Annotated in this window: 12 protein-coding genes; 6 read left to right on the top strand and 6 right to left on the bottom strand. The window is 65.7% G+C overall.

Annotation, left to right across the window (positions count from 1 at the left end):
- Positions 1 to 18: 18 nt before the first annotated feature.
- The 6 genes from truA to leuC all read right to left on the bottom strand — a co-directional run bounded on the left by truA (position 19) and on the right by leuC (position 7781).
- A complete protein-coding gene (gene truA / locus HV786_RS23650) occupies positions 19 to 828 on the bottom strand; it encodes a tRNA pseudouridine(38-40) synthase TruA (RefSeq protein ID WP_128827962.1) in 810 nt (269 codons plus the stop codon).
- A gap of 3 nt (positions 829 to 831) precedes the next feature.
- Entirely contained in the window at positions 832 to 2886 is a 2055-nt protein-coding gene (locus tag HV786_RS23645) for a type IV pilus assembly protein FimV (RefSeq protein ID WP_254599507.1), read from the bottom strand.
- A gap of 327 nt (positions 2887 to 3213) precedes the next feature.
- Complete coding sequence (gene asd / locus HV786_RS23640) at positions 3214 to 4344, bottom strand: aspartate-semialdehyde dehydrogenase (protein WP_056315817.1); 1131 nt, start codon at positions 4342 to 4344, stop codon at positions 3214 to 3216.
- A 252-nt stretch (positions 4345 to 4596) separates the two neighbouring features.
- Entirely contained in the window at positions 4597 to 5673 is a 1077-nt protein-coding gene (gene leuB / locus HV786_RS23635; RefSeq protein WP_056315814.1) for a 3-isopropylmalate dehydrogenase, read from the bottom strand.
- A gap of 30 nt (positions 5674 to 5703) precedes the next feature.
- The gene (gene leuD, locus HV786_RS23630) at positions 5704 to 6354 is read right to left on the bottom strand and encodes a 3-isopropylmalate dehydratase small subunit (RefSeq protein WP_056315812.1); all 651 of its coding nucleotides are present in this window, start codon (positions 6352 to 6354) and stop codon (positions 5704 to 5706) included.
- A gap of 23 nt (positions 6355 to 6377) precedes the next feature.
- On the bottom strand, positions 6378 to 7781 hold the full coding sequence (gene leuC / locus HV786_RS23625; RefSeq protein ID WP_056315809.1) for a 3-isopropylmalate dehydratase large subunit: 1404 nt from the start codon (positions 7779 to 7781) through the stop codon (positions 6378 to 6380).
- Between the two features lie 532 nt (positions 7782 to 8313).
- On the opposite strand from leuC, the gene HV786_RS23620 reads away from it, so the two are divergent.
- From HV786_RS23620 to HV786_RS23595, 6 genes are all read left to right on the top strand, one after another.
- The gene (locus HV786_RS23620) at positions 8314 to 9819 is read left to right on the top strand and encodes a TolC family outer membrane protein (RefSeq protein WP_056315805.1); all 1506 of its coding nucleotides are present in this window, start codon (positions 8314 to 8316) and stop codon (positions 9817 to 9819) included.
- 25 nt (positions 9820 to 9844) lie between these two features.
- On the top strand, positions 9845 to 10057 hold the full coding sequence (locus tag HV786_RS23615) for a hypothetical protein (RefSeq protein WP_056315801.1): 213 nt from the start codon (positions 9845 to 9847) through the stop codon (positions 10055 to 10057).
- Positions 10041 to 12206 (top strand): type I secretion system permease/ATPase, encoded by a 2166-nt coding sequence (locus tag HV786_RS23610; protein WP_420809657.1) that lies wholly within the window; start codon positions 10041 to 10043, stop codon positions 12204 to 12206. The genes HV786_RS23615 and HV786_RS23610 overlap by 17 nt, the downstream gene beginning before the upstream one ends.
- A 7-nt stretch (positions 12207 to 12213) precedes the next feature.
- Positions 12214 to 13635 carry an HlyD family type I secretion periplasmic adaptor subunit gene (locus tag HV786_RS23605; protein ID WP_056318595.1) on the top strand — a complete coding sequence of 474 codons (1422 nt, stop codon included), beginning with the start codon at positions 12214 to 12216 and terminating at the stop codon, positions 13633 to 13635.
- A 19-nt stretch (positions 13636 to 13654) separates the two neighbouring features.
- A complete protein-coding gene (locus tag HV786_RS23600; protein ID WP_175211944.1) occupies positions 13655 to 14311 on the top strand; it encodes a response regulator transcription factor in 657 nt (218 codons plus the stop codon).
- A gap of 84 nt (positions 14312 to 14395) precedes the next feature.
- The coding region (locus HV786_RS23595; RefSeq protein WP_175211943.1) for a retention module-containing protein at positions 14396 to 17713 on the top strand (3318 nt) is incomplete at its 3' end.

Genomic DNA, 17713 nt, shown 5'->3' with positions numbered 1-17713 from the left:
GCCTGCGCGGCGGCTTCCCTAAAAGGATTGAGTAAAAGGCGACAGCAGCGACGATCCGCCGTCGAGCTCGCGCAGTCCGAAGGATTCGGGATAGTCGATCGCGGCCAGGTACAGGCCGTCAGGCGCAAACGTGGGCGCGCCGCGCTTGCGGTCGCGCCACGCCAAGAGCTGCGTCATCCAGTCAACCGTTTCCCTGCCCTGCCCCACTTGCAGCAACGCGCCCATGATGTTGCGCACCATGTGATGCAGAAAGGCGTTTGCCTTCAAGGTAAAGACGAGAAACGGTCCCCGCTCCTCGATCTCCAGGCTGTGCATATGCCGCACTGGATGCTTGGCCTGGCATTGCGAGGAACGGAAGCTGGAAAAGTCATGTTCGCCGACAAGCGCCTTTGCGGCCGCGCGCATGGCCTGCACATCCAACGGCTGGAAGCACCAGCCGGCACGCCCCGCCCACAGCGCCGGACGCACCCGGCCCCGCCAGAGCAGATAGACATACGTGCGGGCGCGCGCCGAAAAGCGCGCATGGAATTCGTCGGACACTTCTTCGGCCCACTGCACCGAGATGCTGGGCGGCAGAAACGCATTCACGCCTCGGACCCAGGACTCCGTCTTGCGGGTGAGCGTCGTGTCCAGATGGACCACCTGCATCGCGCCGTGCACGCCCGTGTCGGTGCGGCCGGCGCAGATTGTGGGTACCGGCTCGGTGACGCCACAGAAACTGGCCAGGGCGGACTCCAGGCAGTCCTGCACCGTCTGCCGGTGCGGCTGCGTCTGCCAACCCTGCCAGGCGGAGCCGTCATACGCCAGCCCCAATGCAACTCTAGACATGCTTCAAACCCGAGGACCGCCGATACGGCGCGGTTCGTCCGTGGGCGGTACGTCCAGGTCGAGATTGATGGTGTCGAGCTTGCGGTTCAGCGCTGCCGTATCCAGCGCCGGCTCGTTGTACGTGTAGCTTTCCTCGTCATCGTCGTCACGCCGCGCGCCGGCCCGGCGCAACAGCCACGCGATGGCGAAGGCGACGAGCGCCAGCACCGCGGTAACGATCACGAGAAGATTGTCGGCCAGCCAGCCAGGCATACCCGTTTGCACGGTCTTGTCCGGCAGCGTGCCGATGGGCTTGTCGGCATCGGCGGGCGCCGAACCTGCGGCGCCTGGGGAGGTGGTGGTGTTCGACGCGCCTGTGGCGTTCGACGTGGTCGTTGCGGCCCCCGGTGTGCTTGCCGCGCCCGGTGTGCTTGCGGTGCCGGGCGTGCCCATTGCACCGGGAGAACCCGCTGCGCCGGGAGTGCCTGCTGCGCCGGAAGTGCCTGCTGCGCCGGGAGTGCCTGCTGCGCTGGGAGCGCCTGCTGCACCGGGAGCGCCAGCAGCGCCGGGAGTGCCTGCCGCACCGGGAGTGCCTGCCGCACCGGGAGCGCCTGCCGCACCGGGAGCGCCTGCTGCACCGGGAGTGCCAGCTGCACCGGAAGCGCCAGCAGCGCCGGGAGTGCCTGCCGCACCGGGAGTGCCTGCCGCACCGGGAGCGACTGCCGCACCGGGAGCGCCAGCAGCGCCGGGAGTGCCTGCCGCACCGGGAGCGACTGCCGCACCGGGAGCGCCTGCTGCACCGGGAGCGCCTGCAGCACCGGTAGCGCCTGCTGCGCCGGAAGCGCCTGCTGCACCGGAAGCGCCTGCTGCGCCGGAAGCGCCTGCCGCACCGGGAGTACCTGCTGCACCGGGCGCGCCTGTCGAACCGGGCGTACCTGCTGCGCCCGACGTGCCAGCTGCGCCCGCCGCACCTGCCGCACCAGTGCCGGCCGTGCCCGTACCAGCCGCGCCTGTGCCGGCCGCGCCCGTACCGGCCGCGCCCGATTGCTGCGCGACGGCCTTGGTCAGTTCGTCCACATTGCTTTGCAGCTGGGCGACTCGCCCTTGCGCGTCGGCCAAGGCCCGGTCGGCGGACGTCTTGGCGTCTGCCTGGGCTTCGGCCTGCGCGGCTGCGCTGTCCTGGGCCTGACCGGTCGACAGGCGCACGCGGTCCTGTGTCGGCGCGGCGGTTGCCACACCGGTGTCGGCCGGCGGGGCGACCGTGCCCGATGCTGCGTCCTGACCCTTGACCACCGACGGGTTCGATCCCGCCGCCGCGCCCACGCGGCCGCGGTATTTGGCATAGGCCTCGGCGTGCTCATTGAAGATGCGGCGGGCTTCGGCCGGATCGATGGCGCGCACCGTGGCGGCATCCGGGATCTTGAGTGTCTGGCCAGCCCGCACCAGATTCATGTTGTTCTGAATGAAGGCCTGCGGATTGGCGCGCCACAGCGCCACCAACATCTGGTAGACCGAGGCGTTGGGCACCGCGTTGCGCTGGGCGATGGCAAAAAGATAGTCGCCCGACTTCACCGTGACCGAGCCCGAGGTACCGCCCGCGCGGGCGGCCCCGCCCACGGCGGCGGGTGTGACGTCGGCGCCGGTGCCTCGCAGCGGCACCAGGATGCTGACCTGCACTTGGCGCTGGCCCGAACTGGAGTTGATGTCCAGCAGCAGATCCACCGCGCCGCCCGCAGGCGCTTGCGTGGACCGCACCCGCAAATTCTTGCGCGTCGGATCCATTCCGTCTTCGACGCGGACCACCATGCTGGCAAGCGGCACCGGCGGCTTGACGCCCGCGCGCTGCCACGCGGCTTCATCGGAGATTGAAACCTTGAGCGAACTGATCTCTTCGGGCGTCAATTCCTGCAGACCCACGGTGGCTTGCAGCGGCGCGCCCGGCACGGAAACGACGCGCGAATGCCCGACGCGCATGGCCAGCGCCGAACCGCACACGCTTGAACCGATCGCCAGCGCAATGGCCCACTGAAGGGCTTTCAAACGGCGGGCATGCTTCACTTGGCGCGAACGCTGGGTCATAAGCTGGAATTCCGTTCTTGTAATCGAATTACGGGCCTGGACCCATTCGCGCCATTTGCCGCGCAAAAAAGGGCCTCAATTCACCCGAAAAGTGTAATGGATCAAGCGCATTTCACAAACCTGAAAGGGGCGCGCACGTTGGCTGGCGGGCATGGGCGGCGCTTATTGGCGTACGTGTCGCCCGCCGGGCTCGGCCAGGCTGCGCCACGATGGTGCATCCTTGCGGGCTGGACAAACATGCTGCGCGCCAAAAAACAAGGGCACCCGAAGGTGCCCTGACTGCATCTTGCGCGTGGCGGGCGGCCAGAAATGCCGCCCGCCACGACATCAGGCTTCGTTCAGCGCGATGCGCAGCATGCGGCGCAGCGGCTCGGCCGCGCCCCACAACAGTTGGTCGCCAACCGTGAAGGCGCCCAGATACTGCGAGCCCATCGAGAGCTTGCGCAGGCGGCCCACCGGGATGTCCAGCGTGCCGGTGACGGCCACGGGGGTCAGCGCCGAAACGGTGGCTTCCTTGGTGTTGGGTACGACCTTGGCCCACTGCGTGCCCTGGGCGATGAGCGCTTCGATCTCGTCCAGCGGCACATCACGCTTGAGCTTGATGGTCAGTGCCTGGCTGTGGCAGCGCATGGCGCCGATGCGCACGCACAGGCCATCGATCGGGGTGACAGGCGTGCCGAAGGCGGCGCCGCGGCCCAGGATCTTGTTGGTTTCGACTTCACCCTTCCACTCTTCCTTGGACATCCCGTTGCCCAGGTCCTTGTCGATCCAGGGAATCAGGTTGCCGCCCAGCGGCACGCCAAAGTGTTCGTGGGGCAGCGCGTCGTCCTTCTGCTTGGCCAGCACGCCGCGGTCGATTTCCAGGATGGCCGAGGCCGGGTCGTCCAGCAGGGACTTGACCGACTGGTTGATCTCGCCGAACTGGGTCAGCAGCTCACGCATGTGCTGCGCGCCGCCGCCCGACGCGGCCTGGTACGTCATGGAGGTCATCCATTCGACCAGGTCGTTGTTGAACAGGCCCGCCAGGCCCATCAGCATGCAGCTGACCGTGCAGTTGCCGCCGATGAAGTTGCGCACGCCGCGCTTGAGGGCCGCATCGATCACCGGGCGGTTGACCGGGTCCAGCACGATGATGGCGTCGTCGGCCATGCGCAGGGTGCTGGCCGCGTCGATCCAGATGCCGTTCCAGCCCGCGCCGCGCAGCTTGGGATAGACCTCGGAGGTGTAGTCGCCGCCTTGCGCCGTCACGATGATCGGCAGTTTTTTCAGAGCGTCGATGTTGTAGGCGTCTTGCAGCGGGCCCGCGCCAGTCGCCCAAGTGGGGGCGGCGCCGCCAGCGTTGCTGGTGGAGAAAAACACCGGTTCGATCAGTGCGAAGTCGTTCTCGTCGCGCATGCGTTGCATGAGCACCGAGCCGACCATACCGCGCCAGCCGACAAGGCCTACTGCTTGATTCATTTCAATCGCTCTTTAAAGGGGGTGACAAGGTAAGGAGGGAAAAATCGTGCAATTCAACAATTTATCAGAATGCACGCAGGGATGTTGCGATGCAGCTAGAAAAAAACGGGGCCGCAAGCGCAAGGAAAGACTTTCGGCGCGCGCCGGCAACACGGCGTCTTGCATTGGCAAAACAAGCGAGGCCGCCCGCGGGGCGGCCTCGCTCTACATATATAAAGAGACCGCGATCAGGACGCGGCCCCCTTTGCGTCATCAGGCAAGCGCCTTCAAGACCGCGTCGCCCATGCCGGCGGTCGTGACCTTCGTCGTGCCCGGCTCGAAGATGTCCGCGGTGCGCAGGCCGCTGGCCAGCACGCTGCGCACGGCCGCCTCGATGCGGTCCGCCTGCGGCGCGAGGTTCAGCGAGTAACGCAGCAGCATGGCGGCCGACAGGATCGTCGCCAGCGGATTGGCGATGCCCTGCCCCGCGATATCGGGCGCCGAACCGTGGCTGGGCTCATACAGGCCTTGGCCGCTGGCGTTCAGGGACGCCGAGGGCAGCATGCCGATGGAGCCGGTCAACATCGCCGCTTCGTCGGACAGGATGTCGCCAAACAGGTTGCCGGTGACGATGACGTCGAACTGGCGCGGGTTGCGCACCAGTTGCATGGCCGCATTGTCGACATACATGTGCGACAGCTCGACGTCCGGGTACTCTCGCGCCACTTCGATGACGATGTCGCGCCAGAACTGCGAGGTCTCGAGCACGTTGGCCTTGTCCACGCTGCACAGCTTCTTGTTGCGCTTTTGCGCCGATTCGAAGCCGATGCGCGCGATGCGGCGCACTTCGGATTCCGCGTAGCGCATCGTGTCGTAGCCTTCGCGTTCGCCGGTAAAGGCGCCGTCCGGCGACGAGCGCACGCCGCGCGGCGTGCCGAAATAGATGTCGCCAGTGAGTTCGCGGATGATCAGGATGTCCAGGCCCGACACGATCTCCGGCTTGAGCGACGAGGCGCTGGCCAGTTCCGGGTACAGGATGGCCGGACGCAGGTTGGCGAACAGGCCCAGCGCCTTGCGCAGGCCCAGGATCGCCTGTTCCGGACGAAACTCGCGTGGCAGGCTGTCGTACTTCCAGTCGCCGACCGCGCCGAACAGCACGGCGTGCGATTCCTTGGCCAGGTTCAGCGTGGCGGGCGGCAGCGGATGCTCGAACTGGTCAAAAGCAGCGCCGCCGACGGGCGCCTGTTTGATGTCGAAGGGCACATCCAGCGCCTTCAGGACGCGCACGGCCTGTTCGACGATTTCCGGGCCGATGCCGTCACCCGGCAGGACTGCGATGTTGTGGGTCATTGAATAACGATCCTGTGTTCGATGGTTTGATCAGGCAATGGGGCGGCTTTCGAGCCACGGATGGCGGGCCAGGCGCTCGGCTTCGAAGGCGCGGATCTTGTCGGCGTGGCGCAGCGTGAGACCGATGTCGTCCAGGCCGTTCAGCAGGCAGTATTTGCGGAAGGGTTCGATGTCAAAGCCCATCGCGCGGCCGTCAGCGGCGATCACGACCTGGCGGTCCAGATCGATGTTCAGCTTGTACCCCGGGAACGCCTTCACCTCGTCGAAAAGGCGCGCCACTTCCAGTTCGGACAGCACGATCGGCAAGAGGCCGTTCTTGAAGCTGTTGTTGAAGAAGATGTCGGCGTAGGACGGCGCGATGATGGCGCGGAAACCGAACTGCGTCAGCGCCCAGGGCGCGTGCTCGCGGCTGGAGCCGCAGCCGAAGTTCTTGCGGGCCAGCAGGACCGAGGCGCCTTGGTAGCGCGGCTGGTTCAGCACGAAGTCCGGATTGAGCGGGCGCTTGCTGTTGTCCATGCCCGGTTCGCCGTGGTCCAGGTAACGGAGCTCGTCGAACAGGTTGGGCCCGAAGCCCGTGCGCTGGATGGACTTGAGGAACTGCTTGGGGATGATGAGGTCCGTGTCGACGTTTTCGCGGTCGAGCGGCGCCACCAGGCCTTCATGAGTGGTAAATGCTTGCATGTTGTCTACTCGGTGCTTGACGCTTATCGGAACGTGCGAACGTCGACGAAATGGCCGGCGACGGCCGCGGCGGCGGCCATGGCCGGGCTGACCAGGTGCGTGCGGCCGCCCTGCCCTTGCCGGCCCTCGAAATTGCGGTTCGAGGTCGAGGCGCAACGTTCGCCGGGTTCGAGGCGGTCGGCGTTCATGGCCAGGCACATGGAACAGCCCGGTTCGCGCCATTCAAAGCCGGCTTCAATGAAGATCTTGTCCAGGCCTTCGCGTTCGGCCTGCTGCTTGACCAGGCCGGAGCCCGGCACGACCATCGCCTGGCGCACATTGGAAGCCACGCGCTTGCCGCGCGCCACGACGGCTGCGGCGCGCAGGTCTTCAATGCGCGAGTTCGTGCACGAACCGATGAACACGCGATCCACGCGGATATCGGTCAGCGGGGTGTTGGGCTTCAGGCCCATGTATTCCAGCGCGCGCTCCATGCCGCTGCGGCGCACATCGTCTTTTTCGCGGTCGGGGTCCGGCACGCGCGAATCCACCGGCAACACCATTTCGGGCGACGTGCCCCAGGTGACCTGCGGCTTGATGTCGCGCGCATTGACTTCGACCACGGTGTCGAACTTGGCGCCTTCATCGGTGTGCAGGGTGCGCCAGTACTTGACGGCTTGATCCCAGACGACGCCGGTGGGCGCAAACGGACGGCCACGGAAGTATTCGATGGTCTTGTCGTCGACCGCAACCATGCCGGACCGGGCGCCGGCCTCGATCGCCATGTTGCAGACGGTCATGCGGCCTTCGACGGACAGCGAGCGAATCGTGCTGCCGGCAAATTCAATGGCGTGACCCGTGCCGCCGGCCGTGCCGATGATGCCGATGATGTGCAGCACCACGTCCTTGGCCGTACAGCCGAAGGGCAGTTCGCCATCGACCTTGATGAGCATGCTCTTGGCTTTCTTCATGAGCAGCGTCTGCGTGGCCAGCACGTGCTCGACTTCGGACGTGCCGATGCCGAAGGCCAGCGCGCCCAGCGCGCCGTGCGTGCTGGTGTGCGAGTCGCCACAGACCACGGTCATGCCCGGCAGGGTGGCGCCCTGCTCCGGTCCGATCACGTGGACGATGCCTTGGCGCAGATCGTTCATGCGGAATTCGGTGATGCCGTACTTGCCGCAGTTGGCATCCAGCGTGTCCACCTGCAGGCGCGAGATGGGATCGTCGATGCCCTGCGCGCGATTCATCGTGGGCACGTTGTGATCGGCCACCGCCAGGTTGGCGCCGGTGCGCCACGGCTTGCGGCCTGCCAGCGTCAGCCCCTCGAACGCCTGCGGGCTGGTGACCTCGTGCAGCAGGTGGCGGTCGATATAGAGCAGACAGGTGCCGTCTGATTCCTGGTGGACGATGTGGGCGTCCCAGAGTTTGTCGTAAAGAGTTTGGGCCATGGATGCGCTCTGCAAATAGACAATCCGGCTCGAGCCTGGCGCGAGGGGTAAAACGCTACCCTGCCGCGCCGGCTGCTGCGGCATGAAGGGAATTATGCCCAGCCACCAAACCTAGTACAAGCACACCTGATATACCAGTACTAAAACTACCATGCTGACCGATGCGCCAGGGCGCCGACCCCGCAGTTGTGTTGACTTGTTGCATAGCCAATTAATGCGCCGGGAAATATCGCTATCGATACAAATTGGTAAACAAAATAGATACAGAACTCTCAAATAGATATAATCGTCCCACGCCCTGAAATCGTTCACTTCGAAATAATGCGTAATAAACCGTATTAATAGAAATAAATGATTTTAGATTTAGCGATGTTCGTGCAAATTCGAAGAAGTAGTTAGATGTTGCGCGAAATTCACCTTATGGACCGCCGGCAACAAACCTCAAGAATTAACAAATCTTGACTGGCCAAAGCTGACATTTACATACAACATGGCGGCCATTCAATCTCAACATGACTCGCGAATAATCACTATGGCTTCGTTTTTGCTCAAAAGCACGACCTCGGTCCTTGCCCTTGCATTTGCCCCTGCCGTTTTTGCACAGTCCGCGACGCCCGCTGCCACCGCACCGGCCGGGCAGCCGCAAGTGACGTTGAATCAGATCGTTGAGCAGACCCTGCTCAGCAACCCCGAAATCCAGGCCAAGTACCACGACTTCCAGGCGTCCCTGGAAGGCCAGGCCGTTGCCCGCGCCGCCTACTTTCCGCAGATCAATGCGCAAGGTTATCTGGGCCGCGAATGGCGCAACAACGTGCCCGGCGTCGGCTCGCAGAGCTGGAACCGCCCCGGCTGGAGCGTCGAGCTGCGTCAGCTGATTTTTGACGGCTTTCGCACCACCAACGACGTCAAGCAGGCCGGTTTCGACAAGCTGGCCCGCTTCTATGACGTGCTGGCCACCAGCGACAACACCGCGTTCACCGCCGTGCAGGCCTACATCGACCTGCAGCGCTACCGCGACATGGAGCTTTTGGCCCGCCAGAACTATTCGCTGCACGAAAACACCCTCAAGCAGATTGGCGAGCGCACGGAATCCGGCGTGGGCCGTCGCGTCGACCTGGAGCAGGCCGGTGGCCGCCTGTCGCTGGCCCAGACCAACCTGATGACCGAAACGGCCAACCTGCTGGACGTGCAGCAGCGCTTTCAGCGCGTGACCGGCGCCCTGCCGCCCGAATCGATGCTGCCGGCTCCGGATATCGCCGACAAGCTGCCCAAGGCCCCGGGCAACTTCAATGAATCCCTGCGCCGCAATCCCAGCTTCCTGTCCAAGCAGGCCAGCCTGCAGGCCGCGCAGGCGGGCGTGCAGTCGTCCAAGGGCGCGTTCTCGCCCAAGTTCGAGTTCGTGGCCAACACCGGCCGCGACCAGAATGACCCGACCCCGCAAAGCCGCGACATCCAGAGCTCCAGCGTCCAGGTCGTGATGAGCTACAACCTGTACCGCGGCGGCGCCGACTCCGCCCGCGTGCGCCAGACCGCCAACCAGTCGTATGCCGCCCGCGACATCCGCGACTACACCTGCCGCAACGTGCAGCAGGACCTGGCCGTGGCCTGGAACAACATCACCAGCCTGAGCCAGAAGCTGCCCTTCCTGCGTGACCACGAAGTGGCCACGACCAAGGTGCGTGATGCGTACGCGCAACAGTTCCAGATTGGCCAGCGCTCTCTGCTGGACCTGCTGGACACGGAAAATGAACTGTTCGAATCGCGCCGTGCGTTGACCAATGCCATTTATGATCTGCGTCTTGCGCAGTATCGCTGGCTGGCGCTGTCCCACACCCTGCTGCCGGCGCTGGCGCTGCAACCCGCGCGCAACGAAATGCCCGAGGAAAACGGCAAGCTGGAAGTGTCGGACGAAGTGATCAAGCTGTGCAATTCGACCGTTCCGGACACCGCCCGCCTGGCTCCCGTTCGCGTGCATTACAACGAAGGCACCCTCCCCCCGACGCTGGTGCCGGTGAACTCGCCTGCCGCCCGACCCTGATCGGAGCAGGCCGCAAGGAGGCCCAATGGCCAACAAGGGCAGTGATTTCTCGCAGTTGGACGCGGACTTTGTCCGCGTCCTGGAAGACTTGATCGACGCGTTGATCGCCAACGGCACCTTGCGTATGACGGACCTGCCTATCCAGGCCCAGCAAAAACTCACCCAGCGCAAGCAGCAGCGTGCGCGCCTCTCGGAACACCTTGACCTGTTGGATGACGAAGATGGACAAGTTATCTGATCTGGCTGCCCGGGAATGGCGCGCGGACGCCCGATCCGCGCACGACGACCCGCTGCTCGATTGCCTGGTGGAAATCACCCGCCTGCACGGCGTCGCGGCCACCTCGCAAGCCCTGTCGGCGGGCCTGCCCCTGGAAGAACACCGCCTCACGCCCGCCCTGCTGCCTCGGGCGGCCGCGCGGGCGCAGCTTTCCGCGCGCGTGGTCAAGCGCTCGCTGGATCACATTTCGCCGGACCTGCTTCCCGCCATCCTGCTGCTCAAGGGCGAACGCGCCTGCCTGCTGCTGAAAAAGGACGGCGGCAAGTTCGTGGTCAGCCATCCCGAACTGGGCGGCAGCTCCATCGACATGGATCCGGCCGAACTGGCCGAGCAGTACAGCGGGCTGGTCTGCTTTGTCCGTCCGCAATTCCGGTTTGACGCCCGGTCCCCGGAAGTGGCCAAGGTGCGCGAGCGCCACTGGTTCTGGGCCGCCATCATGGAGAACCGCCGGCTGTACCGCGACGCCCTGGTCGCGGCGCTGCTGATCAACGTGTTCGCGATGGCGATGCCGCTGTTCACCATGAACGTGTACGACCGCGTGGTGCCGAACAACGCCGTCGAAACGCTATGGGTGCTGGCCATCGGCATCACGCTGGTGGTGATCTTCAACATGATCCTTAGCACCGCGCGCTCGCATGTCGTGGACAGCGCCAGCAAGCGGGTCGACGTGCGCCTGTCCTCGCAGATCATGGAGCGCGTGCTGGACCTGCGCCTGGAAGGCCGCCCGGTGTCCGTCGGTTCGTTCGCGGCCAACCTGCGCTCGTTCGAATCCATCCGCGACTTCATCGCCTCGGCCACCATCACCACGCTGGTCGACCTGCCCTTCATCCTGCTGTTCCTGGGCGCCCTGGCCTGGATTTCGCCGTGGATGATCCTGCCGCCGCTGGTCGCGATCGTGCTGATCCTGCTGGTGTCGCTGGCGGCGCAGGCGCGCATGGAAGCGCTGACGATGGCCTCGTTCCAGGCCTCGTCGCAGCGCAACGCCACGCTTGTCGAAGCGCTGACCGGCCTGGAAGCCGTCAAGACGCTGAACGCCCAGGGCTCGATCCAGCGCAACTGGGAACGCGCCACGGAGTTCATCGCCCAGACGGGCGGCAAGCTCAAGCTGATTTCCTCGTCGACGGTCGGCTTCGTGCAAGCCGTCCAGCAGCTCGTCTCGATCGCCGTCGTGATCATCGGCGTGTACCTGGCGCAGGAATCCGCGCTGTCGATGGGCGGCATCATTGCCGCGTCCATGATCGCCGGCCGCTGCCTGGCGCCGCTGGGCCAGGTCGCCGGCCTGCTGATGCAATACCAGAATGCCCGCACCTCGCTGGGCTCCATCGACAATTACATGAAGATGGCGATCGAGCGTCCGGCCGAGGCCGAGTTCCTGCATCGCCCCGTGTTCCACGGCGGCCTGGAATTCCGCGACGTGACCTTCACGTATCCCGGCAGCACGCAGCCGGTGCTCAAGAAGGTGTCGTTCAAGCTCAAGCCCGGCGAGAAGGTCGGCATCATCGGCCGCATCGGCTCGGGCAAGACGACGCTGGAAAAACTGGCGCTGGCCCTGTACCAGCCCACCGAAGGCGCCGTGCTGCTCGATGGCGTGGACGTTCGCCAGATCGACCCGGCCGACGTGCGCCGGGCCATCGGCCACGTCCCGCAGGACCCCCTGCTCTTTTACGGCAGCCTGAAGCACAACCTGGCGATGGGCGCGCCCTACGCCGACGACGCCAGCATCCTGGCAGCCGCCAACACGGCCGGCGTGACCGAATTCGCCAACCTGCATCCCAACGGTTTTGACATGATCATCGGCGAGCGCGGCGAATCGCTTTCCGGCGGCCAGCGCCAATCGGTGGCCGTGGCGCGCGCGCTGATCAACGATCCGCCCATCCTGCTGCTGGACGAACCCAGCAGCAACATGGACCACCAGAGCGAGGCCCAGCTGCGCAAGCGTCTGGGCGAAGCCAGCGCGACCAAGACGGTCCTGCTGGTGACGCACCGCACCGCGCTCCTGGAGCTGGTCGACCGGCTCATCGTGATCGACAACGGCCATATCGTGGCCGACGGCCCGAAGGAACAGGTCGTCGAAGCCCTGCGTCAAGGACGCGTTGGACGCGGAAGCTGAGAAGACCATGCTGAACAATCCTGGAGCCCCCAAGCACGGTTTCTTTGGCAACCTGCTGCGCGCGCCGCGCAACGTTTTCGTGTTTTTCTTCGACCGCCTGCTGGACGGCGCCGAGAAAGGCAAGCCCGCCCAGCGGTCCGACTACATCGGCAATGCCGAATGGGTCATCCACGAGTCGCAGGCCCGCGGCTCGCGCATCCTGCTGTGGACGTCGCTGCTGGCCACGATGGGCCTGCTGGTCTGGGCAGGCTTTGGCAGCATCGATGAGGTGGTCCGCGGCGAAGGCAAGGTCGTGCCGTCGCGCCAGGTGCAGATCATCCAGAGCCTGGACGGCGGCATCGTCGAAGAGATCCTGGTGCGCCCCGGCCAGGAAGTCGAGGCCGGCGAGGTCCTGCTCAAGATCGACTCCACCCGTTTCAACTCGTCGCTGGGCGAGAACAACGCCGAGTACCTGTCGTTGCTGGCCAAGGCGGCCCGGCTGAAGGCGCTGGCCACGGGCGAACCCTTCGTCACGCCCGAGGAAGTGCTGAAACAGGCGCCCGGCCTGGGCGAAATGGAACGCAACGCCTGGCAGGCGCGCAACACCGAGCTGAACGCCACGGTCAACGTGGCCCGCGAACAGCTCAAGCAGCGCCAGGAAGACCTGCGCGAAACCATCGCCAAGCGCGACCAGGCGTCGGCCAGCTGCGGCCTGACCTCGCGCGAACTGCAGGTAACCCGGCCGCTTCTCAAGAGCGGCGCCGTGTCCGAGGTCGATCTGCTGCGCCTGCAGCGCGACGTGGCCCGCTATTGCGGCGAGCAGAAAGGCGCCGAGGCGCAGATCGACCGCTTCCAGGCGTCCATCAAGGAAGCCGAAAGCAAGATCCAGGAAGCCGAGCTGAACATCCGCAACCAGGCCCGCAGCGAGCTCTCGGAAACCAACACCAAGCTGGCGACCCTGCGCGAAGGCAAGGCGGCGCTGGTCGACCGGGTCAAGCTGGCCGAAGTGCGCGCCCCGGTGCGCGGCACCGTCAAGACCCTGTTCAACAACACGGTCGGCGGCGTGGTGCAGCCGGGCAAGGACATCATCGAAATCGTCCCCAAGGACGACACGCTGCTGCTCGAAGTGCGCATCCAGCCGCGCGACATCGGTTTCCTGCACGCGGACCAGAAGGCCGAGGTCAAGTTCACGGCCTACGACTTTGCGATCTACGGGGGCCTGGAAGGCCGCGTGGAACAGATCGGCGCGGACACCGTGACCGACGAGAAAGGCAACTCCTACTACGTCGTGCGCGTGCGCACGGACCGCAGCACGGTAGGCGACAAGCTGTTGCCCATCATCCCCGGGATGGTGGCGGAGGTTCATATCCTGACAGGCAAGCGCACGGTGCTCCAGTACCTGCTCAAGCCCATTCTGCGGGCGAAGGCCAACGCCTTCACCGAACGTTAATGGAGAGCTTCAAGGCCTTATGAAACCCATTCCCGTCCTGTTGATTACGCACGACGACCTGCTCTGGCAGCACTGGCGCGCGCTTGACCCGGCGCGCTGGATGGCTGCCCGCGGGCGAGGCCTGGCGGATCTGCAACGCTGGCGAGAACAAGGCCGCACGCTGGCGGTGCTGGACGCCGACGTGCCCAAGCTGCCCGCCTGGCATGATCCGTTCTGGACGCCGACGCTGGCCGGCCTGCACGTCGTGGTCGCCAGCGCCAGCCCCAACGATGAACAAGGCACGCAGGCGCTGGGCGCCGGCGCGCACGGCTACTGCCACAGCTATGCGCCGCCCGCCGCGATGGCCCAGGCGCTGGAAGTCGTCGCCTCCGGCGGCATCTGGATGGGGCGCTCGCTGGTGTCGCGCCTGCTCAAGCTCGTCACCGAGCGTGCGCAGGACGCGCACGCCTGGGACGGCGGCCGGCTCACCGAGCGCGAAATCACCGTCGCGCGCTACGCCGCCAGCGGCCAGTCCAACGCCCAGATCGCCGAGGCGCTGGGCATCACCGAACGCACGGTCAAGGCGCACCTGTCGGCCGTTTTCGATAAGCTCGGCGTCACCGATCGCCTTCAGCTCGCCCTGCTGGTGCACGGCATTTCGGCGCCCACCGACGCGCGCAGCAAAATCACCGCGTAAACCTGTCCTCAAGGACAATACCCGCCGCCAGCGGCGACCCGTAGTATCTGGCCATCTTGGATAACTCCCTGAAACGGAACCAACATGGCCAACTCCTCTCCCGCAGTCGTCAACGAAATCTCCGGTCGCGCGTGGATACGCAATAGCGACGGTTCCCTGACCGAACTGCATCAAGGCAGCAAAGTCCCCGCCGGCAGCGACGTCGTCACTGCCTCGGGCGCCACGGTTTCGCTTCAGGTTGAAAACGGCATGCCGATCGTGATCGGCGAAGGCCGCGAAGTCGCGGTCAACAGCGACATGACCGGCCCGCTGGCCGATCCGACCGAAGCCGCGGTTGCGCCGCCCTCGGGCACCGATTCGGACCGCCTGCTGGCCGCCCTGCAAGCCGGCCGCGACCCGTTCGACGAACTCGACCCGACCGCCGCCGTCGTGGCAGGCGGCGGTGAAGCCGGCGGTAGCAGCTTCGTCCGTCTGGCCCGCATCCTCGAAACCACCAGCCCGCTGGACCTGGCCTACCCGAATCCGGCGCGCGGCGACGACACGCTGCCGCGGGTTTCCGGCGCGGCGCTGACCGCCGACGACGGCGACGGCACTGCCGCCACGCCGACCACGCCCACCAACAATGCCCCCAACGCGCTGAATGACACCGCCGCCGGCGATCAGAACTCGCAAGTGCGCGGCAACCTGCTCGGCAACGACTCCGATCCCGACGGTGACCCGCTGGCAATCACCTCGATCAACGGCCGTCCCATGGTGCCGGGTGGCATTTCGGTGCTGGGCTCCACGGGCGGCACCTTCGTCGTCCAGCCCGACGGCAGCTACGTCTTCACCCCGGGTGGCCAATACGACTACCTGGCCGTGGGCGAGACCGCCACCAGCACCATTTCCTACACCATCACCGACCCGAGCGGCGCGACCTCCACGGCGACCGTCGTCGTGACCGTGACCGGCACCAACGACGGCCCGGTCTCCTCCGCCCTGACCAATCAGGCCGGCGTCGACGCCCAGACCGACGTGCGCTACGACGTGTCGGACCGCTTCTCGGATCCGGACACCAGCGACAAGCTGACTTACTCGGCCACCGGCCTTCCGCCCGGCCTGACGATCGATCCGAACACCGGCATCATCACTGGCACGATCGACCATTCCGCCTCGCAAGGCGGCGCCAGCGGCGTGTACACCGTGGTCGTGACCGCGACGGACCCGTCCGGCGCCTCGACCTCGCAGGAATTCAAGTGGGACGTCACCAACCCGGCCCCGACCGCGGTCAACGATAGCGGCACGACCGACGAAGACACGTCGCTCAGCGTCACGGCCCAGAACGGTGTGCTGGCCAACGACACGGATCCGGACGGCGACACGCTGACCGTTTCGCAAGTCAACGGTAATGCAGCCAATGTGGGCACGGCCGTGACCGGCTCCAACGGCGGCACCTTCACGCTGAACGCCGACGGTTCGTACAGCTTCAACCCGGGCTCGACCTTCCAAAGCCTGGCCGCCGGCCAGACCGCGACCAGCTCGATCACCTACACCGTCTCCGACGGCCAAGGCGGCACGTCCACGGCCACCCTGACGGTCACCGTCACGGGCACCAACGACGCCCCGACGCTGACGCCGGAAGTCACGCTGGCCAACCAGTCCGGCAACGACAGCGATGCCATCACCCCGGTCGACGTTTCCGGCCAGTTCCGCGATGTCGACAACGGCGATTCCCTGACCTACTCGGCCACCGGCCTGCCGCCCGGCCTGACGATCGATCCGGCCACCGGCATCATCTCCGGCTCGCTGGACAAGTCCGCCTCGCAAGGTGGCGACCAGGGGGTCTACACGGTCACCGTCACGGCCACCGACAAGAGCGGCGCCTCGGTGTCGCAGGACTTCTCGTGGGACGTCAAGAACCCGGCCCCGACCGCCGACAACGACCAGGGCGAAACCAACGAAGACACGACGCTGAACGTCACCGCCGATAACGGCGTGCTGGCCAACGACGTGGATCCGGACGGCGACGCGCTGCACGTCTCGCAGGTCAACGGCCAGGCCGCCAACGTCGGCACGGCTGTCGCCGGCCTGGGCGGCGGCACCTTCACGCTGAACGCCGACGGCTCCTACACCTTCAACCCGGGCACCGACTTCCAAAAGCTGGCGGATGGCGAACGCGCCACCAGCTCGATCACCTACACGGTGTCGGACGGCGAAGGCGGCACCAGCACCGCCACGCTGACGGTTGCCATCTTCGGCACGAACGACGCGCCCACTGCCGTGCCCCTGGACAACCAGAACAGCATGGACGGCGATGCTGTCAACTACAACATCGCCGGCTTCTTCAGCGACGTGGACAACGGCGACGCGCTGTCGTACACGGTCGACTACCTGCCTGGCGGCCTGACCTTCGACGGCGCAACCGGTACGTTCTCCGGCACTTTCAAGAACTGGGTCTCCGATCACACCAATACGGGCGTGAAGGGCGAGTACCTCATCAACGTGACGGCCACCGACAAGTCTGGCGCCACCGTGACCCAGAGCTTCATCTGGAAGGTGGGCAACCCCGAGCCGATCGCCGCTGACGACAACAACGACACCACCCAAGACAACGTGCTGGTGGTCGACCACCGCACCGAAGGCGTACTGGGCAACGACACCGATCCGGACGGCGATCCCCTGCACGTTTCTCACGTCAACGGCAATGCCGCGGGCGTGGGCGCGGCCGTGGCGGGCTCTAATGGCGGCACGTTCACGCTGAACGCCGACGGCACTTACACGTTCAACCCCGGCACGGCGTTCCAGAATCTGGGCGCGAACCAGACGGCCACCACCTCGATCACCTACACGGTCTCCGATTTCCAGGGCGCCACCAGCACGGCGACGCTGACGATCACCGTTACTGGCACCAATGACACCCCGATCCTGACCCCGGGCGTGACGCTGGACGACCAGGCTGGCAACGACGGCCAAGCCATCACGCCGGTGGACATCTCCGGCCAGTTCTCCGACGTGGACAACGGCGATGTGCTGACGTACTCGGCCACCGGCCTGCCTCCCGGCCTGAGCATCGACTCGAAGACCGGCATCATCACCGGCACGCTCGACAAGTCGGCTTCGCAAGGCGGCGATTCTGGCGTCTACGCCGTCACCATCACCGCGACCGACAAGTCCGGCGCTTCGGTGTCGCAAGACTTCTCGTGGGACGTCAAGAACCCGGCTCCGACGGCAGTCGCTGACACTGGCACGACTGAACAGAGCGTGAGCCTGAACGTCAACGCGCAGAACGGCGTCCTGTCCAACGACACCGATCCGGACGGCGACACCCTGCACGTCTCGGCCGTCAACGGCCAGACGACCAACGTCGGCGCTGCGATCACTGGCTCCAACGGTGGCACCTTCACCCTGAACGCCGACGGTTCC

The sequence above is a fragment of the Achromobacter mucicolens genome (assembly GCF_902859725.1).
Taxonomy (GTDB): Bacteria; Pseudomonadota; Gammaproteobacteria; order Burkholderiales; family Burkholderiaceae_B; genus Achromobacter; species Achromobacter mucicolens.
The sequence above is the reverse complement of the archived record's forward strand: the minus strand, read 5'-3'. Positions and strand labels throughout refer to the sequence as shown.